Here is a 26,713-nt window from a genome sequence, read left to right on the forward strand (position 1 = left end):
CGCGCGTACTGGGACGAGACGGCCAAGGCGTTCCAGGCGGCCAACCCGGACGTCGAGGTCAAGACCGAGATCTTCCCGTGGGCCAACCGCGACCAGGCGCTGGCCACGGCGATCGCCGGCAACAAGGGCCCGACGTCGTCTACCTCATCCCCGACCAGCTGCCCAAGTACGCCCGCAACATCGAGCCGGTCGACAAGTACCTCGACGACGCCGCCAAGGCCGACTACCTGCCCAACGTCGTCACGTCCGTCACCATCGACGGCAAGATGATGGGCGCCCCCGTGCTCACCAGCGCGGTGACCCCGATCTGCAACAAGAAGGTCTTCGCCGCCGTCGGCCAGACCAGCTACCCGACCAGCTGGAACGACCTGCTGGCCATGGCGCCGGCGTTCAAGGCCAAGGGCTACGACGTCACCGCGTACGCCGGCGACGTCAAGAACACCCTCAACCAGACCTTCTACCCGCTGCTGTGGCAGGCCGGTGGCGACGTGTTCAGCCCGACGGCAAGTCGGTCGCCTTCAACGGCCCGAGGGCCGCAAGGCGCTGAGCTTCGCCAAGCAGCTCGTCGACGGCGGCTACGTGGACAAGAGCCTGCTCACCACCCTGCCGCCATCGAGCAGACCCGCATCGCGCAGAACAAGGTCGGCTGCGTCTGGCACGTCCTGCCGGCCGAGATCGAGAAGTTCTGGGGCAAGGAGAACATCCAGGCCCTTCCGCACTTCACCGAGTCCAAGCAGATCGGCTACGGCACCGTCGGCTCCCTGTCGATGCTGCGTAACTCGAAGAACAAGGACGCGGCCGGCAAGTGGATCGCGTTCGCCTCCAACGCCGAGAACTCCAAGAAGTACGACCTGGCCGCCAGCTTCTTCTCGGCCAAGAAGTCGGTCGGCGCGCTCTACGCCTCCGACCCGGTCCTCGGTGAGCAGGAGAAGCAGGTCGCCAACAGCACCGTCGGCCCGCTCAACGAGAAGGCACGCGACGTCCAGGGTGTGCTCGCCCCGGAGATCCAGGCCGCCCTGCTCGGCAAGAAGTCCGTCGAGCAGGCGCTCGACGACGCGGCCAAGGCCGCCGACCCGCTGCTCGGCTAGTCACCACGGGCCTCGCGGTGGTGGTGACCCCACCACCGCGAGGGCCTCGGAAAGGTTGCCAGATGGTTGCACTACCGGTGCGTCGCCAACGACGCGTCCGTCGTCCGTCCGCCCGGGAAGCCGGGACGGCGCTGCTGTTCGTCCTGCCGTTCCTGGTGCTGTTCGCCCTGTTCCGTTCGGGCCGGCGATCGCCGGGTGTTCCTCGGATTCACCGACTACACCATCGGCGGGGACACCGGCCTCGTCGGCCTGGAGAACTTCCGCCGGCTGCTCGACGATCCCACGTTCTGGTCGGCGCTACGGGTGACCGTCGTGTTCACCGCGCTGTCGGTGCCCCTGTCGATGCTGCGTCGTTGGGCGTGGCCCTGCTGACCCGCCGGGTGTTCCGCGGCGTGAAGCTGTTCCGGTCGGTGTTCTTCCTGCCGGTGGTGACCAGCCTGGTGCTGGCCGGGGTGGTCTTCACCTGGGTGTTCGCCGAGGGTGGGCCCCTGGTCGCGGGCGATGGGCGCGCTGGGCCTGCCGGCCGGTTCCTGGCTGGCCGACAGTGTGCTGGTCGTCCCCGCGCTGGTGCTGGTCTCGGTCTGGTCCCGCTTCGGCTACGGCATGCTCATCCTGCTCGCCCGCCTGCAGGACATCCCCGCCGAGTTGGAGGGCGGCGCTGACCGACGGCGCCTCGGCCTGGCAGCGGTTCCGCTACGTCACGCTGCCGCAGTTGCGACCCGCGCTGTTCTTCGTGGCCGTCATCGAGACCACCGTGGCGGTGCAGGTCTTCGACATGATCTACGTGATGACCGGCGGCGGCCCGGTGCGCGCCAGCTACAGCCTGGTCTACCTCCTCTACGACCAGGGCTTCAAGTACTTCGACCTGGGCTACGCCAGCGCCATCGGGGTGGCGCTGTCGTTCGTTTTGGCCAAAGACCCTCGGGAGGGAAGAATGACCGACACCGTGGCACCCCCGCCCGTCGCCGTCGTCGCCGAGGCCCCCGCCGGCGGGCGTCGACGCCCGTACCGGGTGGGTCGACCCGGCCGGAGCTGGCTCGTCACCCGTACCGTGCTGCTGCTGATCGGCGCGGCGATCACCCTGTTCCCCTTCTACGCGATGGTCGTGCTGTCGTTCAAACCGACGGCCCGGTCACCTTCCCCGACAGCCTGCTGCCCTGGCCGATCTCCACCGAGGCGTACGACCAGGTCATCGGCGCCAAGAGCGTGCTGCGCTGGATGTGGAACACCATCGTCTACTCGGTGGTGTCGGTGATCGGGGTGCTGCTGTTCGCCTCGATGGCCGGCTACGCCTTCGCCAAGAAGCGCTTCCCCGGCAAGGAGACGATGTTCTGGTCGTTCCTGGCCATGCTGATGGTGCCGTACCACGTGACCATGATCCCGACGTTCATCGTCATCTCCGAGCTGGGCGGGGTCGACACCTACTGGGGCATGATCCTGCCGACCCTGGCCAACGCCCAGGCGGTGTTCCTCATGCGACAGTTCATCGCCTCGCTGCCCGACTCACTGTTCGAGGCGGCCCGCCTCGACGGCTGCTCGAGTGGCGGGTGTACGTCTCGATCGTGCTGCCGCTGATCAAGCCGATCCTCGCCACCCTGGGCGTGTTCGTCTTCCTCTGGCACTGGAACGACTTCCTCTGGCCGCTCATCGTGGGACAGAGCCTGGACATGCGTACCCTGACCACCGGCATCGCCTCCCTGCAACAGGAGAACGTCGCGTTGAACATGCTGCTGGCGGGCTCGGTGGTGGCCTTCGTACCGATCTTCATGGCCTACCTGATCGGGCAGCGCTACTTCCAGGAGGGCGTCGCGACCACCGGCATCAAGGGATGAGCGGCACCGTCATCGCGCTGGCGGTGTCACCACAGGTGCGGCAGATGTTCCTCGACGACGCCACGGTGGCGCAGCTGGCCCGACTGGGCCGGCTGCGGGCCACCGCCCGACGCCGACGTCGGCGACCCGGCGGTACTGGCCCCGTTGCTCGCCGACGCCGACGTCGTCGTCACCGGCTGGGGCACCGCCGCGCTGACCGCCGAGCTGCTCACCGCGGCTCCCCGGCTGCGTCTGCTCGCGCACACCGGGGCCAGCGTGAAACCGTTCGTCACCCCGGCCAGCTTCGCCCGGGGCGTACGCGTCACCCAGGCCGGCGACGCGATGGCCTACGCGGGGGAGCAGGCCCTCGCGCTCACCCTCGCCCTGCTGCACCGGCTGCACCGCTTCGACCACGCGTTGCGTACCGGGGAGGACTGGGCGACGGCGAAGGCCGCCCGCCGCGTCAGGAACTACGTGGCGCCATCGTCGGGTCGTCGGCGCGTCCCGGACCGGCCGGGCCTACCTCGAGCTGGTCCGGGCGCTCGGCGCGCGGGTGCTGGTCGCCGACCCGTACCTGTCGGCCGAGCAGGCCGATCGGCTCGGTGCGACGCGGGTCGACCTGGACGACCTGCTGGCCGGCTCGCTGGTGGTCTCCCTGCACGCGCCGGTGCTGCCGGAGACCACCGGGATGATCGGCGCGCGGGAGTTGGCCCTGCTGCCCGACGGCGCCCTGCTGGTCAACACCGCCCGCGCCGCGCTGGTCGACGAGGCCGCGCTGCTGGCCGTCCTGTCCACCGGCAGGATCGACGCGGCGTTGGACGTCTTCGACGCCGAGCCGCTGCCGGTGGACCACCCGCTGCGGGCGCTGCCGAACGTGCTGCTGACCCCGCACGAGTCGGCGGGGACGGTGCAGTCGCGGCGGCGGCCGGGGCGATCGTGGCGGCGGAGGTCGCGCGGTTCCTGCGCGGTGAGCCGCTGCGTCACGAGGTGACCCCGGACCTGCTCACCAGCACGGGATGACCAGCTCCCGTCACCGGCGCCGGCGCGCCTGTGGCCGTGCTGACCTGCGGTGGCGGGCCCACCGCGACACTGAGTAGCCTCTGCGATCATGCGCATCGCCCTCGCCGGACTCGCCACCAGCCACCCCTACACCGACGCCCGCGCGCTGCGCGACGTCGCGCAGTTGACGGTGTGGGAGCCCGACCCGCACCGGCTGGACCGCTTCCGCGCCGAACACCCGCACGCCACGGTGCTGCCCGACCTCGACGCGCTGCTCGCCGCGGACCCGGACGGCGTGGTCCTCACCGTGCCCACCCCGGACGTGCCGCCGGCACTGGACAAGGTCCTGCACCGCGGGCTGCCGTGCTTCGTCAACAAGCCCGCCGCGGCCACCCGTGAGCAGCTCGACCAGCTGGAACGGGTGGTCTCGCGGGCGCCGGAGCTGGTGCTGACCTCCTCCGTGCTGCGCTTCGCCCCGCAGTTCGTCGCGTTCGACGTGCCGCGCGAGCAGGTGCTGGCGGTCCGGGCGACGGTGCGCCACGACGTGGGCCTGTGGGCCACCGGCTACAACCCCTGGCAGGACGACCCGGCGGTGGGCGGCGGCACCCTGGTCATGATGGGCCTGCACGGGGTGGAGCTGCTGGTGGCGTTGCTGGGTCCGGCGGTACGGCTGGTCGGCGCCGCCGGCGCGGTGCGCCGCCACCACGGTCTGCGCTCGGAGGACACCGGCGTGCTCGCGCTGCGCTGGGACGACGGGGTGACCGGCACCGTCGAGGTGCTCGGGGTCAGCGCCGCCGAGACGTACGAGGTCACCGTGCACACGGTCGACGGAGAACGTCGGGTGCTCCTGCGTGGCGGCGCGGAGGAGCTGGGGTACCGGTCCACCGTCGAGGCGTTCGTGGCCATGGTGGGCGGCGCGCCGAGTCCGGTGCCGTGGTCGCAGACCCGCGCGGTGCTCGACGTGCTCACCTCCGCCCGGGCGCTGGCCTGAGATCGCCCGACGTCGCGCGCGAGGGGCGCGTCCGTAATTCACGCGCAGGGCCTGTCTCCCATCGGGAGGCAGGCCCTACGGCTCTTGACGCCCCCACAGACGGAAGTTACGGTCATGACCGTTAATCAGGAAGGGGTGTGGCTGTCATGCGTACGGTGGCGGAACTGGAGGAGCGGCTCTCGCGCCCGCGGGACGTCCTGGTGGACCTGCGCAAGCTCGACGGCGACATCCTCATCCTCGGGGCGGGCGGGAAACTCGGCCCGAGCCTGGTGCGGCTGGCGCTGCGCGGCGTCGCCGAGGCGGGCACCGGCGCCCGGGTGATCGCGGTGTCCCGCTTCTCCGAACCCGGACTCGCCGACGCCCTGCGCGCCCAGGGCGCGGTGATCGTCGAGGCCGACGTCGCCGACGACGCCGCCCTGGCCGCCCTGCCCGACGCGGCGAACGTGCTCTTCCTCGTCGGGGCGAAGTTCGGCACCTCCGGCCGGGAGCACGCCACCTGGGCCACCAACGCCTACCTGCCCGGGCGCGTCGCACAGCGCTTCGCCGGCTCGCGCATCGTCGCGCTGAGCACCGGCAACGTCTACCCCCTGGTGCCGGTCACCACCGGCGGCTGCGTCGAGCAGACCCCGGTACAGCCCGTCGGCGAGTACGCCATGTCCTGCCTCGGCCGCGAACGCGTGCTGAGCCACTTCAGCGTGCGCGACGACACCCCGATGGCGCTGATCCGCCTCAACTACGCCGTCGAGATGCGCTACGGCGTCCTCGTCGACGTCGCCGCCGCGGTCCTGGGCGGACACCCGATCGACCTGACCATGGGGCACGCCAACATCGTCTGGCAGGGCTACGCCAACGAGGTCACCCTGCGCCCTGCACCACACGGCGACGCCGCCGTTCGTGTTGAACCTGACCGGCCGGAGCTGGTCTCCATCCGCCAGGTCGCCCACCGCCCTGGCCGCCGGATGGGCCGCGAGGCGCACCTCACCGGCACCGAGGCACCGACCGCGCTGCTGTCCAACGCCCAGCTCTGCCACCGGCTCTTCGGATACCCCGACGTGCCGGTCGCCGAGCTGATCGACCTGACGGCGCAGTGGGTCGCCGACGGCAATCCCCTGCTCGGCAAGCCGACCGGATTCCAGCGCCGCGACGGCAATTTCTAGGAGAGACCGTGTTGACCGCATCGGACACCCGACAGACCACCGCCCTGGCGCGGTTCGCGCGGGGCTGTGCCATTCCCGCCCACCCGCTCGCCCTCGACGCCGAGCGTCGCCTCGACGAGCGCCGGCAGCGGGCGCTGACCCGCTACTACCTCGCCTCCGGCGCCGGCGGCATCGCCGTCGGCGTGCACACCACCCAGTTCGCCATCCACGACCCCAAGGTCGGTCTGCTCGCTCCCGTGCTGGAACTGGCCGCCGAGACCGCCGCCGGCTCCGAGGCCGTCATGGTCGCCGGCGCCTGCGACACCGCCCAGGCGGTCCGCGAGGCCGAACTCGCCGCCTCGCTCGGCTACCACCTGGTGCTGCTGTCGCCGTACGCCCCGCTGGACGAGGACGCCCTGATCGAGCGGGCCCGCGCCGTCGGCGAGGTGCTGCCGGTCATCGGCTTCTACCTGCAACCCGCCGTCGGCGGTCGGCAACTGTCCGCGGCTTCTGGGCGCGACTGGCCGCGCTGGAGTCCGTGGTCGGCATCAAGGTGGCACCCTTCGACCGCTACCGGACCCTGGACGTGCTGCACGGCGTGTGCGCCGCCGGCCGCCAGGGCGACCTGGCCCTGTACACCGGCAAACGACCACATCCTCGCCGACCTGGTCGCTCCGCACCGGGTGGTGGTGGACGGGCAGCCGGTGCAGGTGGAGTTCGTCGGCGGACTGCTCGGGCAGTGGGCCGTGTGGGCGCGCACCGCGGTGGGCCTGCTCGACGACGCCCGGGCCGCCCGCGGCGGCGACGACGCCGCGCTGCCGCCTGCTCACCCTGGACGGGCACCTCACCGACGCCAACGCCGCCATCTTCGACGCCGCGAACGGCTACCACGGTTGCATCCCCGGCATCCACGAGGTGCTGCGCCGCCAGGGGCTGCTGGCCGGCCGCTGGTGCCTCGACCCGGCCGAGGAGCTCTCGCCCGGCCAGCTCGCCGAACTCGACCGCGTCCACGCGGCGTACCCGCACCTGCGCGACGACGACTTCGTCGCCGAGCACCTGGACCAGTGGATGTCCTGACCCTGCCGGGGCCGGCCCGCGCCACGGGGGCGCGGGCCGGCCGGTCAGAGGGTCAGGCGGTACAGGGTCAGCGGGCGACCGCTGGTGCCGGAGGCCAGGTTGCCCAGCCGCTCGGCCAGACCCGCCAGCTCGAGGCGGTGCAGCATCCGGCGGGCCGTGCGCTGCTGCACGCTGAGATGCTCGGCCACCTCCCGGCTGGTCAGCGGCGTCTCACCGGCGGCGGCACGGACCTCGCGCAGCCGCAGCAGGGTCGGCACCGACAGGCCGACCCGCTGTGCGACAACCGCCAGATTGGCCTCGGCGGGCTGCGGCGGCGGCATCGTCGTCTCCAGCACGATGTCGGTGTCGCCGCGCAGCGACAGCACCGCCGTGGTGGGCCCGACCCGGCGGGCGCGGCTCAACGCGCGGCGGGCCAGGTTCTCCGCCTCCGCCGCGCTGCGGCCGAGCCCGAAGCCGATCTGCACCCGCTCGTGCCGGTCGGCGAGGCGGCGCAGCATCGGCAACGTGGTGAACCCCGCCGTGGCGTCGTGCAGCGGCCCGCGGGTGGTGACGATCAGGTAGGTGTCCGGTGCGAACCGCGCCAGCGTGGCACCGAGGGCGGCGACCTCCTTGAGCAGCCCGCCGTCGCCGTCGGAGAGGCTGGCCAGGCCGAGCGCGATCTGGGCGTCCTCCTGGGCCTGGCTGTCGGCGTGCAGCAGCACCTGGCGCAGCGCTGTACGCACCGAATGCGCCGACGGGGCGAGACGGTACGCCGGCATCTCGTGCCGCAGCACCTCGTAGACCGAACTGATGCAGGTGACGGCGACCCGGGCGCCGGCGCGGTGCTGACGGCGGTGGAAGGCCACCACGTCGTCGGAGCTGAGCTGACCCCGGTACGGCAGGCAGCGCACCTGGTCGACCGGCAGTCCCGCCTCCCCGAAGGTCGCCGCCACGTCCGCGCCGGTGACCGTGTCGATCGAGATGCGGGCCACGTCGTGCCCGTCGCGCAGCAGCCGCACCGTGGCCTGCAGCAGCGTCGCCCCGGTGTAGTCGACGAAGGCCGCCGGACGGTGCAGGACGTTCGCCCGCCGCGCCAGGGGTGTAGGGCACCACACCGGTGAACAGCCACGCCTGCACGTGCGCGCCGTGGGCCTCCACCAGGGCCGGCGCCTGCGACTCGTGGTCGTAGTGCAGCCGCCGCACGGTGACACCCGGCTGCTCCTCGCAGGTGGCTGCCACGTCGTCGACCAGGTCGTGCGGTCCGACGACCGATCTCGATGGTCACGCCCGGCCTCCTGTCGAAGGGTTGCATGTTCCGTAGCTCAAGATTACGGTCAGGCCCGGTATTGGTGAAACCCCGGGAGGGTACGTGTCGTTTCCCAGCATGGCCGACGCCGACGGTCGAACCCTCGGGCAGGAGGAGATCGACGGCGTCACCCGGGTGCTCCGGACGGGCATGCTCAGCTCCGTGTGGGGCACCGAGGTGCGCGCCCTGGAACGCGAGATGGCCGACCGTCACGCAGTCTCGCACGCCGTGGCCGCCAGCTCCGGCACCGCTGCGCTGCACCTGGCCGTCGCCCCGTCGCCCCCGACCCCGGCGACGAGATCATCACCTCGCCCATCAGCGACTTCGGCACCGTCGCGCCCATCCTGGCGCAGAACGCCGTGCCGGTCTTCGCCGATGTCGACCCGTACACCGGCAATCTCGACCCCGCGGCCGTCGCCGCCGCGATCGGACCGCGCACCCGCGCGATCATCGCGGTGCACCTTCGGCGCCGCCGCCGACCTGCGCGCCGTCGCCGCCGACGCCGGTGTGCCGCTGATCGAGGACTGCGCAGGCGTGGCTCGCCCGCTATCCCGACGGCACCCTCGTCGGCACCGCCGGCGCGATCGGCTGCTTCAGCCTCCAGCAGTGGAAGCACATCACCTGTGGTGACGGAGGGCTGGCCATCACCGACGACCCGGCGCTCGCCCGGCGATGCGCCTGTTCGCCGACAAGGGCTGGCCCCGCGACGGCGGACGCCGCCAGCACGTCGGCCTCGGCCTCAACTACCGGATGACCGAACTCGCCGGCGCCGTCGCCCGGGCTCAGCTCGCCAAACTCTCCGGCGTCCTCGCCGACCGACGCCGCACCGCGACCCGGCTGCACGCCGCCCTGTCCGACGTGCCCGGCCTGCACCTGCCCACCGACGTCGACGCGCACGCCTGGTGGCTGTTCCCGATCGTGCTGCGACCACCGCTGGACAACCGCAGCGTCGCCGCCCGTCTCGCCGCCGCCGGAATCCCCGCCCGCCCCGGCTACCTCGACCAGCCGCTGCACTGCGCGCCCGCGCTCACCGAGGCCCCATCTACGGCAGCTCCCGCTATCCGCTCGCGGTGCCGCCCGCCGACCGGCTGCCCACCTATGGGCCGGGGCTGTGCCCGGTCGCCGAACGGCTCGTCGACTCCACCCTGCTGGTGATCGACTGGAACGAGCGCTACACCGACGCGCACGTCGACGAGATCGCCCACGCCGTCCGTGTCGCGGTGACCTCGTGATCGCCCCGGCCGCCGCCGCCCTGCGCGACCGGCTGCGCTGGCAGCTCGTCGCCGCTGCCGCGACCCCCATGGACGCCACCGGCGCCACCGACCCCGCGCTGTGCCGGCGGTACCTTGCGCGGCCTGCTCACCGACGGCGCCGACGCCCTCGCCGTCCTCGCCCACACCGGCCGCGGCCCACACCTCGACGCCGGCCACCCGCGACGTGGATCACCGGCTTGCGCGGTCGACACCGGCGTGCCGGTGATCGTCGGCGTGGGCGGCCCGGCCGGGGGAGCACACCGACCAGGTCGCCACCGAGGCCGCCCGGGCCGCCAGCCTCGGCGCCGCCGGCGTGCTGCTCTTCCCCGTCGACGGCGACCCGCTCGCCCACCACGACGCGATCTGGCAGGCCTCGGGACTGCCCATGCTCGCCTTCGACCTGTACCTGCGGCCCTACCGCCCGGCCCACCTCACCGCCCTGCTCACCACCCCGGCGTCGCCGGCGTCAAGGTCGCCCGGCTGCACGACGCGATGGCCTGCCAGGCCACCCTCGCCGCCGCCCACGCCGCCGACCGCCTCGCCGTCACCGGCGAGGACCGCATGTTCGGGCCGTCGCTGATGTGGGGCGCCCAGGCCGCCCTGGTCGGTCTCGCCGCCGCCGCGGTGCCCGTCGCCGCCACCGTGCTGCGTGCCTTCGCCGAGCAGCGCTACGCCGACTTCGTCGCCGCCTCCGCGCGCCTGGACCGGCTCGCCGAGGTGACCTTCACCGAGCCCATGGAGGGCTACGTGCGTCGCATGCTCTGGATCGCCGCCGACGAGGGCCGCATCCCGCCCGGCTACGCCGTCGACCCGTACGGCCCGGCGCTGACCGAGGACGACCGTGCCCGGGTGCTGGCCGTGGCGAGGCGAGCGTGAACCCGTTCGTCGCCGGCGACCTGCCGGCGGTCACCCTCGACGTCGACGTGCTGGTCGGACGGCCACCCCGACCGACCCGGGTCCCGACGCAGACACACGCCAGGTCATCGCCGCGCTGTCCACCCACGGCATCGCCCGGGCGGCCGTGGCCAGCCTGCGCGCCGCCCTGTTCGACGTCGCCGACGGCAACGACGAGGCCGCGGCCCTCGCCGGGCCCCGCGTGCTCCCGGTCGGCGCAGTCGACCTGCGGGACCCGCTCGGCGCCGAGCGGGAGATCGACCGGCTGGCCGAGCGGGGCGTACGCGCCGTGCGGCTCTTCCCCGACGAGCAACGGGTCGAGGCGGACTTCCCGTCGGTACGGCACGTGGCCCGCCGCGCCGCCCGGGCCGGCCTGGTGATCCTCGCCGGCGGCGACGTGCGCCGCTTCTGGCGCCCACTGCGCGGCACGACCGTCGTCTTCCTCGACACGCACTTCTACCACCTGGGCGACTTCGTGGTCGCCGCCCGCGACGAACCGGGCTTCCACACCTCGACCCGCCTGCTCAACTCTCCCGACGCGTTGGAGACCGTCGCGGAGCACCTGGGCGTCGACCGTCTGCTCTACGGCTCCCGCACCCCCTGGTACGAGGCCGTCGTACCCCGGCTGCGGCTGGCCCGCAGCGGCCTCACGCCGGACCAGGTCGCCGCCGTGGCCGGCGGCAACGCCCACCGGATCCTGGAGCCGCCGGCATGATCATCGACGTGCACGCCCACTGGGGGCCGTGGTTCTTCAGCATGCAGGTCGGCGACCTCGCCACCAACCTCGCCGTCATGGACCGCTACGGCATCGACCTCGCCGTCGTCTCGGCCACCGAGGCGGTGATCTACGACGTGACCGCCGGCAACCGGGCGATGGCCCGCACGCTGGAGGACAGCGACCGGCTGCTCGGCTACCTCACGGTCAACCCGCGCCGGCTCGACGACGCCGAACGCGACCTGCGGGAGCTGCTGCCCACGGGCCGATTCGTCGGGGTGAAGATCCACACCGACTACACGGGGTCCCCGGTGGCCTCCCCCCAGACCCGGGCGGCCCTGGAGCTGGTCGCCGCGCACGACCTGCCCGCCCTGGTGCACACCTGGGACGCCACCCCGCTGGACCTGGCCCAGGCCTGCGCCGACATCCCCCGGCTGCGGGCCATCGCGGGCCACATGGGCGCCAACGGGTGGCGCCATGCCGTCGAGGCCGCGAACGCGGTGGACAACCTCTGGCTCGAACCCTGCTTCTCCCACACCGAGGCCGGACGCTTCGCCGCGGTCGCGGCGGCCGTCGACCCCCGGCGGCTGCTGTTCGGCACCGACGCCACCCTCATCGACCCGGCCGCCGCCTACGGGGCCGTGCTCGCCGCCGACCTCGACCCCGAGCTGGCCGAGCGGGTCGCCTGGCCGCAACGCCGCCGACCTGTTCCGGCTCGACGTCGACGGCTGACCCCGACCCCCGCGCACACGACGCGGGGGCCGCCTCCCGAACCGGGAAGCGGCCCCCGCCGTCGTACGCCCGCCGACTACTTCTTCGGCAGCGGGAACCGGGCCAGGTCGTTGCCGAGCATGCCCCAGGTGGCCCTGCCGTCCGGGGTGAAGTGGAACGACGGGTTGTTGTACCAGCCGCGCGGCACGTTGTCGTACAGCACGGTGGTCTCGCCGCCGGGCACCGTCGGCAGCTCGCAGATGTCGTTGGTCCAGTGCACCCAGGAGAACACCCGACCGTCGACCCCGTTGAACTGGCCGTAGCCGCCCAGGTCGCCCTCCATCACGATCCTGCGGGTGTGCAGGTCGTAGGCGAACCACGCGCCGCGCGGGCGGCGACCCATGGCGTACAGCAGGTTGCCCACCACGTGCAGGCTCTCGTACGACAGCCAGTCCGGCTTGATCTCCTCGCGCCACAGCAGCTGCCGGGTGACGATGTCGACGGCCGCCACCTGCGCGACCTTGCGGATCGGGCCGCTGGTGCCCTCACCGTAGGTGTCACCGGCGAGGTACGCGGTGGTGCCCTGCACCACGACGTCCATCACGCTCTGCTCGGGCAGGAACTCCCGGTGCGTGTCGAAGCTGTTGTCGGTCAGGTCGATGAAGGTCAGCGCGCCGGTGTGCCTGGTGGTCTGCGGGCTGGAGGCCACGATCAGCTGGTTGCGGGGCTTGTCGTGGTGGATCCGCTTGGTGCGCAGCTGCTCGTTGCCGAGCAGCCCGAGCACCGTGACGTCGAAGCTGTCCGGGTCGACCGACACGATCTGCGTGCTCGGGTACAGGCCGGCGTACACGACACCGGCCTTGCCCTCGGCCATCGCCTTGACCTCACCGTTGATGTCGAAACGGTCGCTCGTGCCGGCCTCCGGCCGGTGCACCGTCATCGCGTAGTGCCCGCCCACCCAGATCGTGTTGCGGGTGTGCCGCATCATCGACTGGATCGTCTCCGGGTAGCCGAAGCCGCGGGTGGCCGTCTGCCACACGGTCGCCGCGCCGCCCGGGGTCGCCTTCCACACGTGCCCGAGCCCGGTCACCCCGAGCAGCGCGCCACCGGGCAGCGGCGCGAGCAACTGGTTCTCCACGTTGGCCAGGGGCTGTCCCACCTTGGCCAGGCCGTCGGCCGTCACCTCGTACAGGTTGGTGGTCAGCCGGCACAGCGCGTACACGGTGCCGTCGCTGCCGACCGTCAGCTGGTCGATGTAGCGGTCCTCGGCCGGGATGTCGCGCGACACCCGGCCGGAGCCGTCCGGAGCGAAGGAGATCAGCTGCCGGCCGCAGGCCACGTAGACGACACCGTCGTGGACCAGCATGTCGAGGATGCCGACGGGGGAGGAGCTCAGGTACGACGTCAGGTTGGTCGGCGCTCCGCCGGCCTTCGGCCACCTCAGCAGGGTGCCGGGGGCGGCCGACCCGCCGTAGACGTACTCGTCGTCGACCGCCACGGCCGCCGCGTACTGGGAGGTGGAGATCCGGCCGTACGTCTCGACGCTGCCGTCGGCCAGTCGGATCCGCTTGACCGTGCAGTCCGGGTACGTGCCGATGTACAGGTGCTCCCCGTGCACCACCATGTCGTAGTACCAGGTGGTGGCCCCGCCGGCTCGGGACCAGGCCACGACCTCACGGCTCTGCGGATCGTAGCGGTAGACGTACGCGCTGCCGGCCGGACCGAGGTAGACGTAGCGCCCATCTGCCGCCGCCTTCTGACCGCCGTTGCTCGGGATCGGCAGATCGACGATCGCGCGGTTCTCACCGGTGTGCACGTCGAACTCGCCCAGACGCATCCTGCCCTCAGGGGTGTTGAACCGCGAGGTGATGAAGACGCTGTCGCCGATGACGGCGGCGCCACGGACCGCAGCGGTCAATGAGGCCGGTCCGAAACTGGTCGGCGTGAGAGCGTCCTCCGCTGCGGACGCCGGCGCGAGGAACGTGCCCTGCCCGACTGCCAGGGCCGCTCCGGTGGCGGCGCTACCCGCGAGAAGTGTGCGTCGGCTCAGGGGCATCAGCATCTCCGTTCGTCAGCATCATTACGGCCCGGACCTTAATCGGGGGGCTCGGGATGCGTCAAGGGTGCGGGCGGCTCCGCGTCCATGCCGGACACACCGCGCCGACGTGCTGCCCGACGCGCTCGCGGCCGGCTGGCCGTCGTCGATGAGGGCGGGGTGGTCCGCCTGTCGTCCCGGCCGCTCGGACGGCCCGGCGTGCCGGCGGAGCGCGCGGTCGGTGACGACGTCGTGCGGCGTCCACACGTCGCTGGCGGCCGGCGACGGGTCGCGCGTACAGGCCGAGGGGCGGGGCGTCGTGGAGGACGGCCCCGCCCCTCGGTTGCGGTGCGGATCGGTGGCGGCGGCGTACGTCGATGCCGGACGGGCCGCTGCTTCCCGGCAGGCCCCGGGCCTACGGACGGTGCCGCTGCGCTGCTACCCGGCGTACGTCTCGAACTCGGCGACCTTCGGCGTGCCGTTCGAGCTGTTGATCTTGAAGGTGATCTTGGTCAGTGAGGTCCGGGGGATGCCGATGACGCCCGCGCCGCTGCCGGAGGCCAGGACGGCGCCGGTGTTGTAGTTGATGACCTGCCAGGATCCGATGGAGCCCTGGGTGCCCGACGGTTCACGGATGGCCACCGTGGAGACCGTGGTGGCCGAGCCCCACTTGATCGAGACGGAACCGGTCGCGCCCGCCGGCGACCAGTAGGTGCTCAGGTTGCCGTCGCGCACGTTGCCGTAGCTCGTCCCGTCGGCCTTGCTGGAACCGTCGGAGCCCGCCCCGATGCTGAGGTTGGTCCCACCGGGCTGGGTCGGGCCCGGCGTGGGGCTGGTCGGCGCCGGGGTGGGGGTGGTCGGTGCCGGCGTGGGACTGGTCGGACCCGGGGTGGGGCTGGTCGGTCCCGCCGTCGGCGACTGCGGCGTGCAGTTGCCGTCCGACACCTGCAGGCCCTTGTTGGCGCCGGCGGTCTGACTGACGACGCTCGGCACGCAGTTGGCCGCGTCGAGGCGGTAGGTGTAGGGGATGCTGACGGTGGTGTTGGACTGCGGGTTGGGGCCGGCGGGGTTGTTCTCGCTGCTGCGGCTGGACCAGGTCACGTTGTCGAAGGTGTTGCCGCTGACCTGCCAGTAGCCGGCTTCGCTGGTGTAGAAGGTGCCCAGGACGTCCTTGGAGTCCTTGAAGTAGTTGTTGTCGACCTTGGCCTTGGCGCCGGCGCGGGAGTTGATGCCGGACTCGTGCAGGCCCACGTAGTGGTTGTTGTAGATGTGGGCGATGCCGCCGCGCAGCAGGGGCGTGCGGGAGTCGATGTTCTGGTACAGGTTGTGGTGGAAGGTGACGTAGCCGTTGGAGCGGTCGCTCTCGCTGGAGCCGATGAGTCCGCCCCGGCCGGAGTTGCGCAGGATGCTGTAGGACAGCGTCACGTACTGGGTGTTGTCCTTCATGTCGAAGAGGCCGTCGAAGCCTTCGGACTCCCCGCCCGAGGCCTCCAGGGTGACGTGGTCGACCCAGACGTTACGGACGTTGCTCTCCATGCCGATGGCGTCACCGCCGTTGGACGTGGGCGAGCCGGACTTCTTGACGTTGCGGACGGTCACGTTCTGGATGACGATGTTGCGCGAGTCGCGGATGTGGATGCCCAGCTGGTCGAAGACCGCCCCGCTGCCGACGCCGATGATCGAGACGTTGCTGATCTGCTTCAGCTCGATCACGCCGTCCGCGGTGCTGCAGCTTCCGCCCGACACCTTGCTGGTGTTGCCGTGGTTGATGGTCCCCTCGACCTGGATGATGATCGGGGTGCTGCTGCTGGCCCGATTGCACAGGGCCGCGTGGATCTGGGTCCCCGTGGTGGCGCGCACCGTCTGCCCGCCGGCGCCACCGGTCGTCCCACCGTTCTGCGTCGCGAAGCCGGTGGCGCTGCCGACCGCTGCCGATGCCTGCGGCGCCGCCAGGGCCACTACTGCGATCACGCCTCCGATGGCCGTCGTGGCCAGCGCCGCCTGGAGTCCTCGTACGACTGGTCGTCTCATTCGGTCCTACTCTCTGAACTGCGGTGGTGGTGGTGCCCGAGGTGGTCGTCCGGGCAGGCCGTCGAGCTGTCGCCTGCCGCCGGACAGGTCGCTGCTCGACGCGAGGTGGTGCTCTTCACGGTGTCGATCGGCGGTGGCGCTGCAGTCGTGCCGACCTGCGCGGACGCCTGCCCGCGACGTCCCCGTAACCGTGAGCCGTCCACTGCTGCGGGTCGTGTCGCCACCGACGGCCGGAGTCGTCGGCCGAGGCGTGCGCCGCGAGGCACTGCCACCTCGCGGCGCGGACACCGGACACCCGAGGTCAGTGTGGATGCCCCGATGGTCGCCTCCGCCGGGACGTTCCACCTCGCTCTGGAAAGCGCTTTCCGAGCCGAGGATAGGGAGGTGTCTATGGGTGTGGCAAGGGGCTGTCCGGATTGCGGTACAAGGTTGCTTTGTTCCTCGCTACCGGTAGCTGCGGCACAGCGATCGGTGGCCGCGCGGTGCGCGGCGAGGTGAGGTCGACCAAGCTCGGCGGGCGGATGATCCGAGCGACCCGCTGCTCCCACACCGGCTGCCCATGGCGGTGACGCTCCCACCGGCCGGCGTTCGAATCCGCCCTGGTGGGGTCCGCTACCCTGCTCGTCTGCCGTCGGAGGACGGCTCGAGCTTGTCGTGCACTCCCTGTGCGGGTCGCGACCTTCACGGTCATCTGAGGAGGAACCCTTGACGGAACCGCAGCCGCGGGCGATCGACAGTTGGCAGAGGGCTGAGTCGAACGCAGCGGAGTGGATGCGGTACTGGGGCTTCAGTGATGCGAGGACCACCGAGGGCGGCGCCGACTCCGGCGTGGACGTCTGGTCACGCCGAGCGCTCGCCCAGGTGAAGTTCGAAGCGGTGCAGATCGGTCGCCCCGTGTTGCAGCGCCTGGTCGGCGCCCGGGGGCGCGACATCGAGAAAGCCCTGTTCGCCTTCTCCGGCGCCGGATTCTCCTCGCACGCCGTCGAGTACGCGAATGACATGGACATCTGTCTGTTCAAGTACACGCTCTCGGGTGCGATGGCACCCGAGAACGCCGTCGCCCACGCCTTCCTGCAACGGCTCGACGCTCAGCGGCTCGCGACCGGACGGACACGCGCCGCCACGGGTGGTGATGCGGAGTACGGAGACCCTGCGGCGCGAGCAGTCGTGTTGGCACAGGTGGCGACCGGACTGAGGGCTGTAGCGGCGAAGCGGTCGGCCGGGGAGGCGGAGAAGCCCGAATCCCCGGGACGGGGCCGATTGGGGTGCGGCATTGTGCTCCTGCTGACGTGGGTCTGCCTGGCGGTCAAACTGGGGTCGTTCGGCAACAAGATCGTCATGGCGGTGTGGATCGGTGTGTCCCTCGCGCTGATCGTTTCGGGGATCGTCGCCTCGTCGCCCGGGGTCCCCGAGGAGGAATCTCCGGAGTCGGCTCATCCAGGGGTGCGGCAGTAGCCCCGATGCGGTGGGCGCGGCCACCGGAGCAGGCGTGACACGGGCCGGGGACCACCCGGGTGCCCCGGGCGCCGCCGCTCGCCGGCCCTCGCCGGCGGGCTGAGGTCAACGTACGGCAGGCGTGGGTGGCGGCGGGTCGATCGCCAGACCCACCTCGGCGTACGGCCCGAGGTTGCCCGAGCTGTCCCGGGCGCGCACCCGCACCCAATACGTGCCGTAGCCGTGGTACGGGACGTACCCGCTGGTGCCGCCGACCGTGCTGATCAGCGTGCCGTTGAGGTAGACCTCGTAGCCGACGAGGAACGTCTCGTCCGTCGCGGCGTCCCAGCGCACCGCCAGGTTGCCCTGGGAGAGGCCCCCGATCCGCAGGTTCGCCGGGGCGGTCGGTGGCGTGGAGTCCGGCACCTGCCCGAAGTGGATCGGCGCGAACGGGGAGATGTTGCCGGCCGCGTCGAGCGCGCGTACCCCGTAGGTGGTGACCATCGGCGGCGGCGTCGGCATGCTGAAGCTCGTCGCCGTCGTGCTGGCGACCAGGGTGGTGCGGTGGAAGATCTGGTACTCGACCACGCCGGTGTCGTCGGTCGACGGCTCCCAGGTGAGGGTGGTCGTCGGGCCGGCGAGGTAGCGGGCGTTGCCGGGGGTCGACGGTGGGGTCACGTCGACCCGCGTCGGGCCGGCGCAGGGTGCGCCGTTGACCGTGCAGCCCTGGGGAGCGCCGTGGCCCTCGGCCACCCAGCCGAAGCTGGTCGAGGCGCCGGCGGTAAGCGTGCCGTTCCAGGACAGGTTGGTGAAGACGAGACGGTCACCGGCGCGGGTCAGTTGGGCGTTCCAGTGCGAGCCGAGCGTGGTGCCGGCCGGCAGGCCGAACTCCACCCGCCAGGAGGTCAGCGTCACGTCGCTGTCGTTGCGCACGGTCATCGTGCCGACGTAACCGCTGGACCACTCGCTCGTCTTGACGAAGGACGCGGTCGCCGCGTGTGCGGGCGCGGGCAGCACGATGATCGCGGCCAGGCCCACGACGACCGCCGTGGCGAGTCGGACGGCCCGACGCGGGAGAACGGCGCGGAGTCTCATGCCCCCGGATTGTAGAGACATCTGTCGATCGATGACATCGGCCGGGCGCAGGATGTGCGACGGCGGCGCGCGGCGCTCACCAGGGGCAGGGCGCGTAGTCCTTGAGGAAGCAGCCGTACAGGTCCTCGCCCTGCTCGCCGCGGACGATCGGGTCGTACACCCGGGCCGCGCCGTCGACCAGGTCCAGCGGCGCGTGGAAGCCCTCCTCCGCCAGCCGCATCTTCGTCGGGTGGGGCCGCTCGTCGGTGATCCAGCCGGTGTCGACGCTGGTCATCAGGATGCCGTCGGTCAGCATCTCCTGCGCGCTGGTGCGGGTCAGCATGTTCAGCGCCGCCTTGGCCATGTTGGTGTGCGGGTGCCCCGGCCCCTTGTAGCCGCGGGAGAACTGCCCCTCCATCGCCGAGACGTTCACCACGTACTTGCGCCGCGCCGGTGCTGCGGCCATCGCCGGCCGCAGCCGGCTGACCAGCACGAACGGGGCCGTCACGTTGCACAGCTGCACCTCGAGCAGCTCGACCGGGTCGACCTCGTGCACCCGCTGCACCCAGCTGTTGACCGGGTCGAGGTCCGGCACCAGGCCGCCGGCGTCGATGGCGGTGGCCGCCGCGATCCGCTCCGGTGAGGCGGAGCCGCTGGTCAGCGCCAGGGCGGTCAGCGCCTGCGGGGTGATCCCGCTCGACTGCGGCAGGCCGGCCGGCTCGCCCCCGCCGCCCGCCTTGGTGAACGTGATCATCTCGGGCAGGGGGCCGTCCGGCAGGGCCGCGGCCTCGGCGGCGACGAGCTGCGCGTACGCCCCGGGTGAGCGGCGGACGGTCTGCGCCGCGTTGTTGATCAGGATGTCCAGGGGCCCCTGGGCGCTGACGGAGTCGGCGAGGGCGATCACCTGGGCCGGGTCGCGCAGGTCGATCCCGGCGATCCGCAGGCGGTGCAGCCAGTCCGCGCTGTCGGGCATCGCCGCGAACCGGCGCACCGCGTCGTGCGGGAACCGGGTGGTCACCGTGGTGTGCGCGCCGTCGCGCAGCAGCCGCAGCGCGATGTACATGCCGATCTTCGCCCGGCCGCCGGTGAGCAGCGCGCGCCGGCCGGTCAGGTCGGTGCGGGCGTCGCGGCGCTCCCGGTTGAGCGCGGCGCAGGGCGGGCAGAGCTGGTGGTAGAAGGCGTCCACCTCGCGGTAGCGCTGCTTGCAGACGTAGCAGCCGCGTGGGTGGTGCAGGATGCCGGCGGTGGCGCCGGTGGTGGGGGAGGCCAGCGGGATCCCCTGGGTCTCGTCGTCGATCCGCCCCGGCGCGCCGGTGGCGGTGGCGGCCGTCACCGCGCGGTCGGCCGTGAGCAGGGCCTCCCGCCGTTCCTCCCGCCGCCGCTGCTTGATCACCTTGTAGAGCTTCGCGGTCGCCCGCTGTACCCGCACCACGTCCGGGTGATCGGAGGGCAGGGACTCCAGCGCCTCGAAGACGCCGAGGCAGGTCTCCAGCAGGCTCGGGTCGATTCCGTTCTGACCGCTGTGTGCAGTGGTGTCCGCCGTCATCCGTGCTGTCTCGTTCCGTTCCCTGCGCCGGATCTCCCCGGCCCGCCCCACGTCCGACCCGGAACTGTACGCACCGCACCGCCGCCGACGCATCCCGCACCTGCCGGTGGGTCCGACCGCCGCCGCGTCGGCCTGTCTGGCGTACGGAGCCGTGCGCGGCGCGCCGTGCCGAAAGAGCGGGACGGAGCCGGTCGGTGGGTGCAGGCTCCGAAAGGTATCGAAACTTCCGCCGGCACAGTCCGCGCCCGTTGCTCGACGGAGGGTGGAGCCGGTCATCGCACGGAGTCGGCGACGGGTCGCGGATCAGGGTAGAGGGCGCGAGCCGGGCCATGATCGTGTCACTGAAACATTTCCGAAAGTTGTTGACACCCGTCGGTGTCCGGCCGATGCTTTCGGCATCGGCAGGCTTCCACCACTGTCGATCCGGATCGCCCCGCCGGGATCCGGTTTCCCCGGTCGTCGGGCACCCGGCGACCGGCCCACCTCGCCGCGCGGTGCGACGTCCGACGCATGGGCGCCCGTCCCGGCCACCCCACGTCCCGGCACGTCGTGTCGCGCTGCCCGGCTCCCGTCCCGAGGAGGAAGCACGAACATGAACGACGCCCCCGCACCCCCGAAGGGTCGCCGACGCGGCCCCCTCAGGCTGCTCGTCAGCGGCGCCTGTGCCGTCCTGCTGGTCGCCGCCACGATGCTGCTGCCCGGCGCCGCCCACGCGGCCGTGACCTCCAACCAGACCGGCACCCACGACGGCTACTTCTACTCGTTCTGGACCGACAGCCCCGGAACGGTCTCCATGGAACTGGGCTCCGGCGGCAACTACAGCACCTCGTGGCGCAACACCGGCAACTTCGTCGCCGGCAAGGGCTGGAGCACCGGCGGCCGCCGCAGCGTGAGCTACTCGGGCAGCTTCAACCCGTCCGGCAACGCGTACCTGACCCTCTACGGCTGGACGACGAGCCCGCTCGTGGAGTACTACATCGTCGACAACTGGGGCACCTACCGGCCCACCGGGACGTACAAGGGCACGGTCACCAGCGACGGCGGCACGTACGACATCTACGAGACGACCCGGTACAACGCCCCCTCCATCATCGGCACCGCGACCTTCAAGCAGTTCTGGAGCGTCCGGCAGGCCAAGCGGACGGGCGGCACCATCACCAGCGGCAACCACTTCGACGCGTGGGCCCGCAACGGCATGAACATGGGTACCCACAACTACATGATCATGGCGACCGAGGGATACCAGAGCAGCGGCAGCTCCAACATCACGCTCGGCGGCTCCTCCGGTGGTGGAGGCGGCGGCGGTGGGGGCGGTGGCGGCGGCTGCACCGCGACGCTCTCCGCCGGCCAGCAGTGGAGCGACCGGTACAACCTCAACGTCTCCGTCTCGGGCGCCACCAACTGGACCGTGACGATGACCGTCCCGTCGCCCGCGAAGGTCATCGCGACCTGGAACGTCAGCGCCAGCTACCCCAGCGCCCAGGTGCTGACCGCCCGGCCCAACGGCAACGGCAACAACTGGGGCGTGACCATCCAGCACAACGGCAACTGGACCTGGCCCACGGTCTCCTGCAGCACGGGCTGACCGTCGGCGCCCGCGCCGCGACCGGGCCCGGCCACCTCCCGGTGACCGGGCCCGGACCCGTCGGGCGAGGTCGAACCGGTCCAGGTCCATGACCGTGACCCGGGCCGTGACGAAGTCCCCGGACGAAGTGCCCTGCCCGGCGCGGCCGGCGTGCACCTCCGCGGTGGCGCGCGGCGTGGAGTGCGCCGCCCCGACGCCGGGGTCGACGGGCGGGAGCAGCAGGGGTGGCGGCGCGGATCGGCCGGTGCGGGTGGTCGGGGTGACCTATCGTCGCCGTCATGAGCGCCGACGAGAAGCAGCGCCGGGTCTGGGACCGGCACGCCGCCGGCTACGACCGGCAGATGAACCTGCTCGAGCGCCGCTTCCTGCGCGACACCCGAGCCTGGATCGGCCGCCAGGCCACCGGCGACACCCTGGAGGTCGCGGTCGGCACCGGGCGGAACCTGCCGTACTACGCCGCCGACGTGCGCCTCACCGGCGTGGACCTGAGCCCCCGGATGCTGGAGATCGCCCGACGGCGGGCCGCCGAACTCGGCCGCGAGGTGGACCTGCGCCTGGGCACCGCGCACCGGTTGGAGTTCCCCGACGCCAGTTTCGACTCCGTCGTCTGCACGCTCTCGCTCTGCGCGATCCCCGACGACCAGCGGGCCGTCGCCGAGATGATCCGGGTGCTGCGCCCCGGTGGGCTGCTCCTGCTGGCCGACCACGTGGTCGGCGCCACCCGGCCGATCCGCGCCGTCCAGCGCCTCCTCGAACTGGTCAGCGTCCCGGCCGCCGGCGAGCACTTCCGACGCCGCCCGATCACCCACGTGGCGGCGGCCGGCCTGCACATCGAGAAGCACGAGCGGTTCGCCCGCGGCGTGGTCGAACGCCTCGCCGCCCGGCGACCGGCCTGACGGCCGGGGCGACGGCGGCACCGGTGAGCAGGGCGACCTGGACGCGGCACCGCGGGCCGGAGCCTCGGCTCACCCGATGCCGCTGAGCGTCCCCGCGTCCCTCGGGCAGGACCAGACCGCCGTCCCGCCCGACAGGCGTGGCGTCGGCGGATGCGGGTGGCCCGGCCGGCAGCCCGGCCATGCCGTGTCACCCTCCTCCAGCGCCTTCTCCTGAAGGATGTCGGCGAGGGCGACGACGGCTTCCTCGACGGTCCTCACCATCGGCAGGGCGCCGACGGCGCCCGAGCGGCCCCCACCGGCGACGGCGTGCGGACCGCCCCCACCGGCGACGGCGTGCGGACCGCCCCCACCGGCGACGGCGTGCGCGCCGCCTCCACCGGCGACGGCGTGCGGACCGCCTCCACCGGCGGCGGCGTGCGGGCCGCCCCCACCGGCGACGCGGTAGGCGACGAGGATGGCGTCCAGCGTGTCGAGCCGCACGCCGGTCGGCTCGACCGCGGCGCCCCGCGACCGGAAGTCGGCCGAGACCCGTAGCAGCGCCGTCTCGTAGTGGTCGAGGGAGTGCAGCACCTCGTCGTCCCTGCTCATCCGCGCCACCTTCGCACCCGACCCGCTGCCGGACCGGGAGTCGTTCCGCCCGCCGGGTGGGTCCGCGGGGCTCGCACGATCCTAGGTCGAGCCGCCGCACGACGACGGAGGTGTCCAGCTCGGGGGCTGCCGGCCGGGACTGGTGATTTTGCCGATGCGCGACCGGTGGTCGCCGCCGAAGACTGACGCACATCGATACCACTCCACGCCAGCAGGGAGTATCCGACGTGCGATCACCCACCACCACCCGCCCCCGCTCCGCCGTCCGTACCGTGGCCGGGCTGGCTATGGCGGCAGTCCTGGCCGCCGGTGGCGTCCTGGCCACCTCGCCCGGCGCCCAGGCGGCGGAGAACCCGTACGAGCGGGGTCCCGCCCCGACCAGCGCCATCCTGGAGGCCAGCCGCGGCCCCTTCGCCACCTCCTCGCAGAGCGTCTCGTCGTGGAGCGTCACCGGCTTCGGCGGCGGCGTCATCTACTACCCGACCAGCACCAGCGAGGGCACCTTCGGCGCCATCGCCATCTCGCCCGGCTACACCGCCGCCTGGTCCAGCATCAGCTGGCTCGGTCCGCGCATCGCCTCGCACGGGTTCGTGGTCATCGGCATCGAGACCAACAGCCGCCTGGACCAGCCGGACAGCCGGGGCCGGCAGCTGCTCGCCGCGCTCGACTACCTGGTCGAGCGCAGTTCGGTGCGCGGTCGGATCGACGGCACCCGGCTGGCCGTGGCCGGGCACTCGATGGGAGGTGGCGGCAGCCTGGAGGCCGCCGTCGCCCGGCCCTCGTTGCAGGCCGCCGTGCCGCTGGCGCCGTGGAACCTGGACAAGACCTGGTCCGACGTACGGGTGCCGACGCTGATCATCGGCGGCGAGAGCGACAGCATCGCCCCGGTCTCCTCGCACTCGGAGCCGTTCTACAGCAGCATCCCGGCCTCGTCGGAGAAGGCGTACCTGGAGCTCAACGGCGCGAGCCACTTCTTCCCGCAGACGGTGAACACGCCGACGGCCAAGCAGATGGTGGCCTGGCTGAAGCGCTTCGTCGACAACGACACCCGCTACGAGCAGTTCCTCTGCCCAGGGCCGAGCGGCTTCGAGATCCAGGAGTACCGCAACACCTGCCCGAGCTACTGACCGCGACCCGGGGCGGCCGCCAGGCGCGGCCGCCCCGACCCGCGTGCGGCGTCGGCGCGACGGTCCGGACGGCTTTCGTGGCGTGCCGGGATCGCCATATGATGCACTGTCAGTGCAAATTCATTGAGGAGGCGCGGGTGCCCGACCACACCGCCGACGGCCTGCGCGGGCTCGTCGCCGCGTTCCTGTCCCGCCACGACCCCGGCGGTGCGCGCACCGACTTCCTCCGCGCCCGGTTCGACGCCGGCCTGGCCCGGGTCGACTTCCCGGTCGGACTCGGCGGGCTGGCCGCGCCCCGGCACCTGCAACCGGTGGTCGACGAGGCCTTCGCCCGGGCCGGCGCGCCGGACAACCGGCCCCGGCGCAACAGCATCGGACTCGGCATGGCGGCGCCCACCCTGCTGCGGCACGGCACCCCGGCGCAGCGGCAGCGGTTCCTGCGTCCGCTGTGGTCCGGCGAGGAGATCTGGTGCCAGCTGTTCAGCGAGCCGGACGCCGGCTCCGACCTCGCCGGGCTGCGCACCCGCGCCGTGCGCGACGGCGACGACTGGGTGGTCACCGGGCAGAAGGTGTGGACATCCATGGCGCACCGCGCGCGGTGGGGCATCCTGCTCGCCCGGACCGCCCCGGACGCCCCGAAGCACCGGGGGATCACCTACTTCGTCTGCGACATGACCGCCCCCGGCGTCGAGGTGCGACCGCTGCGCCAGCTCACCGGCGAGGCGGAGTTCAACGAGGTCTTCCTCGCCGATGTCCGGCTGCCGGACGCCCTGCGGGTGGGCGCCGTCGACGACGGCTGGCGGGTCGCCCGGACCACCCTGATGAACGAGCGGGTCGCCATCGGCGGTCGACCGCTGCCCCGCGAGGGCGGCATGATCGGCGTACTGACCCGCCTCTGGCGCGAGCGCCCCGAGCTGCGTACTGCCGGCCTGCACGCCGAGGTCCTGCGGGTGTGGGTACGCGCCGAGGCGGCCCGGCTGACCGCGCTGCGGCTGCGTCAGCAGCTCGCCGCCGGGGAACCCGGGCCGGAGGGATCCGCGGTCAAGCTCTCCTTCGCCGACCTGGCCCAGCGGATCAGCGGGCTGGAGGTGGAGCTGCTGGGGGAGCAGGGGCTGCGCCACGACGACTGGGCGATGCGCCGACCGGAGGAACCCGACCTGCTCGGCCGCACCGCCGCCTACCGCTACCTGCGGGCCCGGGGCAACTCGATCGAGGGTGGCACCTCCGAGATCCTGCGCACCGTCATCGCCGAGCGGGTGCTGGGCCTGCCGGCCGAACCGCGGGCCGAGCGATGACCGACCTGCGCTACGACGACGCCGAGGAGGCGCTGCGGGCCAGCGTCCGGGCGCTGCTCACCGCCCACGCGCCCCTCGACCGCACGCTCGCCCGCGTCGACGGCGACGAGCCGTACGACAGGAGTCTGTGGGCGCGGCTGGCCGGCCGGCTCGGCGCGGCCGGTCTGGCGGTGCCCACGGAGCACGGCGGCGCGGGCGCCGGCTTCCGCGAGGTGGCCGTCGTGCTGGAGGAGCTGGGCCGGGCGGTCGCGCCGGTGCCGTACCTCGGCAGCGCCGCGGTGGCGACCCGGGCCCTGCTGCGCTGCGGCGACGCCGAGCTGCTCGGGCAGCTCGCCACCGGGCGGCGCGCCGCCGCGCTGGCGGTCTCCGTCGCCGCCGGTCCCGACGCGCCGCCGCACGCGGTCGCGGTGGCCGGCGGCCCGGTGCTCTCCGGCGCGGTGACCGGCGTCGCCGACGCCCTCCCGGTCGAGGTGCTGCTCGTCCCCGCCGACGACGGGCTGTACGCGGTCGAGGCGGACGACCCGGGCGTGCGGATGACGCCGGTGGTCTCGCTCGACGGCACCCGGCCGCTGGCCGACATCGTGCTCACCCGCGCGCCGGGGCGGCGGATCTCCACCGGGCCGGCGGCCACGGACGCGGTGACCGACGCGTTGGTCGCCGGCGCGGCGCTGCTCGCCTCCGAACAGGTCGGGGTGGCCCAGTGGTGTCTGGACACGACGGTCGAGTACGTCCGGCTCCGGCGTCAGTTCGGCCGGCCGATCGGCTCCTTCCAGGCGGTCAAGCACCGGCTGGCCGACGTCTGGGTGGAGGTCTCCGAGGCCCGCGCGGTGGCCCGGCACGCGGCCGACCGCCTCGCCGCCGACCACCCCGAGACGGCCCTGGCGGCGTCGCTGGCCCAGGCCCACTGCGCGGAGGTCGCGGTGCGCGCCGCGGAGACCTGCGTGCAGTTGCACGGCGGCATCGGCTTCACCTGGGAGCACCCGGCGCACCTGTACCTGAAGCGGGCCAAGAGCAGCGCGGTCGCGTTCGGCACCGCCGACCGCCACCGCGGCGTGCTGGCCCGGCTGGCCACGCTGCCCGGGCCGGTACCGGGCCCGTGACGACGAGGCATCGAAGGTATTGACCGCGCACCGCGGAAACGT

General features: G+C 72.6%; 25 protein-coding genes and 4 pseudogenes. 22 read left to right on the forward strand and 7 right to left on the reverse strand.

The features are described from left to right. Window positions 1-77: 77 nt before the first annotated feature. The 5 genes from GA0070614_RS00005 to GA0070614_RS31495 all read left to right on the forward strand — a co-directional run bounded on the left by GA0070614_RS00005 (window position 78) and on the right by GA0070614_RS31495 (window position 2,920). On the forward strand, window positions 78-1,088 hold the full coding sequence (locus GA0070614_RS00005; protein WP_157744842.1) for an extracellular solute-binding protein: 1,011 nt from the start codon (window positions 78-80) through the stop codon (window positions 1,086-1,088). Window positions 1,089-1,283: 195 nt separating this feature from the next. After that, window positions 1,284-1,460 carry a sugar ABC transporter permease gene (locus GA0070614_RS30695; protein ID WP_197701376.1) on the forward strand — a complete coding sequence of 59 codons (177 nt, stop codon included), beginning with the start codon at window positions 1,284-1,286 and terminating at the stop codon, window positions 1,458-1,460. Between the two features lie 172 nt (window positions 1,461-1,632). Then, window positions 1,633-2,343, forward strand: a complete 711-nt coding sequence (locus tag GA0070614_RS30700; RefSeq protein WP_197701377.1) for a carbohydrate ABC transporter permease — start codon at window positions 1,633-1,635, stop codon at window positions 2,341-2,343. Further along, the gene (locus tag GA0070614_RS31490; RefSeq protein WP_197701378.1) at window positions 2,307-2,663 is read left to right on the forward strand and encodes a carbohydrate ABC transporter permease; all 357 of its coding nucleotides are present in this window, start codon (window positions 2,307-2,309) and stop codon (window positions 2,661-2,663) included. The genes GA0070614_RS30700 and GA0070614_RS31490 overlap by 37 nt, the downstream gene beginning before the upstream one ends. Beyond that, window positions 2,636-2,920, forward strand: coding sequence for an ABC transporter permease family protein (locus tag GA0070614_RS31495; protein ID WP_197701379.1), 285 nt, complete (start codon window positions 2,636-2,638; stop codon window positions 2,918-2,920). Before GA0070614_RS31490 ends, GA0070614_RS31495 begins: the two co-directional genes overlap by 28 nt. Before the next feature lie 26 nt (window positions 2,921-2,946). On the opposite strand, the gene GA0070614_RS30450 is transcribed toward GA0070614_RS31495, so the two are convergent. After that, a complete protein-coding gene (locus GA0070614_RS30450; RefSeq protein ID WP_172892335.1) occupies window positions 2,947-3,132 on the reverse strand; it encodes a hypothetical protein in 186 nt (61 codons plus the stop codon). Between the two features lie 269 nt (window positions 3,133-3,401). Here GA0070614_RS30450 and GA0070614_RS30715 point away from each other — a divergent pair. From GA0070614_RS30715 to GA0070614_RS00035, 3 genes and pseudogenes are all read left to right on the forward strand, one after another. Continuing rightward, a pseudogene (locus GA0070614_RS30715) lies at window positions 3,402-3,890 on the forward strand (NAD(P)-dependent oxidoreductase); the annotation flags it as partial. A gap of 117 nt (window positions 3,891-4,007) precedes the next feature. Beyond that, a complete protein-coding gene (locus GA0070614_RS00030; RefSeq protein WP_157744843.1) occupies window positions 4,008-4,889 on the forward strand; it encodes a Gfo/Idh/MocA family protein in 882 nt (293 codons plus the stop codon). A 146-nt stretch (window positions 4,890-5,035) separates the two neighbouring features. Next, window positions 5,036-6,046, forward strand: a complete 1,011-nt coding sequence (locus tag GA0070614_RS00035; RefSeq protein ID WP_088974046.1) for an NAD-dependent epimerase/dehydratase family protein — start codon at window positions 5,036-5,038, stop codon at window positions 6,044-6,046. Here the strand turns inward: GA0070614_RS00035 and GA0070614_RS30720 are convergent. Further along, entirely contained in the window at window positions 6,043-6,522 is a 480-nt protein-coding gene (locus tag GA0070614_RS30720) for a hypothetical protein (protein WP_197701380.1), read from the reverse strand. The genes GA0070614_RS00035 and GA0070614_RS30720 overlap by 4 nt on opposite strands. Window positions 6,523-6,940: 418 nt before the next feature. On the opposite strand from GA0070614_RS30720, the gene GA0070614_RS30725 reads away from it, so the two are divergent. Next, window positions 6,941-7,102: a hypothetical protein gene (locus GA0070614_RS30725; protein ID WP_197701381.1), complete on the forward strand. Its 162-nt coding sequence runs from the start codon at window positions 6,941-6,943 to the stop codon at window positions 7,100-7,102. Window positions 7,103-7,146: 44 nt separating this feature from the next. Here GA0070614_RS30725 and GA0070614_RS00045 read toward each other — a convergent pair whose 3' ends face one another. Next, window positions 7,147-8,196, reverse strand: coding sequence for a hypothetical protein (locus GA0070614_RS00045; RefSeq protein ID WP_088974047.1), 1,050 nt, complete (start codon window positions 8,194-8,196; stop codon window positions 7,147-7,149). A gap of 269 nt (window positions 8,197-8,465) precedes the next feature. Between GA0070614_RS00045 and GA0070614_RS31580 the strand changes: the two are divergent. The 7 genes and pseudogenes from GA0070614_RS31580 to GA0070614_RS00070 form a co-directional block, all read left to right on the forward strand. Continuing rightward, window positions 8,466-8,645 (forward strand): annotated as a pseudogene (locus GA0070614_RS31580) (DegT/DnrJ/EryC1/StrS family aminotransferase); the annotation flags it as partial. A 38-nt stretch (window positions 8,646-8,683) separates the two neighbouring features. After that, window positions 8,684-8,839 (forward strand): annotated as a pseudogene (locus GA0070614_RS31585) (DegT/DnrJ/EryC1/StrS family aminotransferase); the annotation flags it as partial. Between the two features lie 131 nt (window positions 8,840-8,970). Then, window positions 8,971-9,377 (forward strand): annotated as a pseudogene (locus tag GA0070614_RS31590) (DegT/DnrJ/EryC1/StrS family aminotransferase); the annotation flags it as partial. 80 nt (window positions 9,378-9,457) lie between these two features. After that, window positions 9,458-9,619, forward strand: coding sequence for a hypothetical protein (locus GA0070614_RS30840; protein ID WP_231933450.1), 162 nt, complete (start codon window positions 9,458-9,460; stop codon window positions 9,617-9,619). Between the two features lie 513 nt (window positions 9,620-10,132). Further along, window positions 10,133-10,516 (forward strand): hypothetical protein, encoded by a 384-nt coding sequence (locus GA0070614_RS00060; RefSeq protein WP_088974049.1) that lies wholly within the window; start codon window positions 10,133-10,135, stop codon window positions 10,514-10,516. 145 nt (window positions 10,517-10,661) lie between these two features. Further along, a complete protein-coding gene (locus tag GA0070614_RS00065; protein WP_197701384.1) occupies window positions 10,662-11,249 on the forward strand; it encodes an amidohydrolase family protein in 588 nt (195 codons plus the stop codon). Next, entirely contained in the window at window positions 11,246-12,283 is a 1,038-nt protein-coding gene (locus GA0070614_RS00070) for an amidohydrolase family protein (protein WP_197701385.1), read from the forward strand. The genes GA0070614_RS00065 and GA0070614_RS00070 overlap by 4 nt, the downstream gene beginning before the upstream one ends. A 2,150-nt stretch (window positions 12,284-14,433) precedes the next feature. Here GA0070614_RS00070 and GA0070614_RS00080 read toward each other — a convergent pair. Continuing rightward, window positions 14,434-16,026: a pectate lyase family protein gene (locus GA0070614_RS00080; protein ID WP_088974051.1), complete on the reverse strand. Its 1,593-nt coding sequence runs from the start codon at window positions 16,024-16,026 to the stop codon at window positions 14,434-14,436. 705 nt (window positions 16,027-16,731) lie between these two features. Here GA0070614_RS00080 and GA0070614_RS00085 point away from each other — a divergent pair. Next, window positions 16,732-17,481 carry a restriction endonuclease gene (locus GA0070614_RS00085; protein WP_088974052.1) on the forward strand — a complete coding sequence of 250 codons (750 nt, stop codon included), beginning with the start codon at window positions 16,732-16,734 and terminating at the stop codon, window positions 17,479-17,481. A gap of 105 nt (window positions 17,482-17,586) precedes the next feature. Here GA0070614_RS00085 and GA0070614_RS00090 read toward each other — a convergent pair whose 3' ends face one another. Continuing rightward, window positions 17,587-18,555 carry a cellulose binding domain-containing protein gene (locus GA0070614_RS00090; RefSeq protein WP_157744844.1) on the reverse strand — a complete coding sequence of 323 codons (969 nt, stop codon included), beginning with the start codon at window positions 18,553-18,555 and terminating at the stop codon, window positions 17,587-17,589. 76 nt (window positions 18,556-18,631) lie between these two features. Further along, window positions 18,632-20,080, reverse strand: a complete 1,449-nt coding sequence (locus GA0070614_RS00095) for an SDR family NAD(P)-dependent oxidoreductase (protein WP_088974054.1) — start codon at window positions 20,078-20,080, stop codon at window positions 18,632-18,634. A 592-nt stretch (window positions 20,081-20,672) separates the two neighbouring features. Between GA0070614_RS00095 and GA0070614_RS00100 the strand changes: the two genes are divergently transcribed. Further along, window positions 20,673-21,665 (forward strand): glycoside hydrolase family 11 protein, encoded by a 993-nt coding sequence (locus GA0070614_RS00100; RefSeq protein ID WP_088974055.1) that lies wholly within the window; start codon window positions 20,673-20,675, stop codon window positions 21,663-21,665. Window positions 21,666-21,943: 278 nt separating this feature from the next. Continuing rightward, window positions 21,944-22,561 carry a class I SAM-dependent methyltransferase gene (locus GA0070614_RS00105; RefSeq protein ID WP_088974056.1) on the forward strand — a complete coding sequence of 206 codons (618 nt, stop codon included), beginning with the start codon at window positions 21,944-21,946 and terminating at the stop codon, window positions 22,559-22,561. A 69-nt stretch (window positions 22,562-22,630) separates the two neighbouring features. Here GA0070614_RS00105 and GA0070614_RS30025 read toward each other — a convergent pair whose 3' ends face one another. Continuing rightward, on the reverse strand, window positions 22,631-23,149 hold the full coding sequence (locus tag GA0070614_RS30025; protein ID WP_157744845.1) for a hypothetical protein: 519 nt from the start codon (window positions 23,147-23,149) through the stop codon (window positions 22,631-22,633). Between the two features lie 287 nt (window positions 23,150-23,436). On the opposite strand from GA0070614_RS30025, the gene GA0070614_RS00115 reads away from it, so the two are divergent. The 3 genes from GA0070614_RS00115 to GA0070614_RS00125 all read left to right on the forward strand — a co-directional run bounded on the left by GA0070614_RS00115 (window position 23,437) and on the right by GA0070614_RS00125 (window position 26,671). Beyond that, window positions 23,437-24,276, forward strand: coding sequence for an alpha/beta hydrolase family protein (locus GA0070614_RS00115; protein WP_088974058.1), 840 nt, complete (start codon window positions 23,437-23,439; stop codon window positions 24,274-24,276). Between the two features lie 137 nt (window positions 24,277-24,413). Further along, a complete protein-coding gene (locus tag GA0070614_RS00120) occupies window positions 24,414-25,571 on the forward strand; it encodes an acyl-CoA dehydrogenase family protein (RefSeq protein ID WP_231933451.1) in 1,158 nt (385 codons plus the stop codon). Next, a complete protein-coding gene (locus GA0070614_RS00125; RefSeq protein WP_088974059.1) occupies window positions 25,568-26,671 on the forward strand; it encodes an acyl-CoA dehydrogenase family protein in 1,104 nt (367 codons plus the stop codon). Before GA0070614_RS00120 ends, GA0070614_RS00125 begins: the two co-directional genes overlap by 4 nt. The last annotated feature ends 42 nt before the right edge of the window (window positions 26,672-26,713 follow it).

The sequence above is a fragment of the Micromonospora coxensis genome, from assembly GCF_900090295.1.
Lineage (GTDB): Bacteria > Actinomycetota > Actinomycetes > Mycobacteriales > Micromonosporaceae > Micromonospora > Micromonospora coxensis.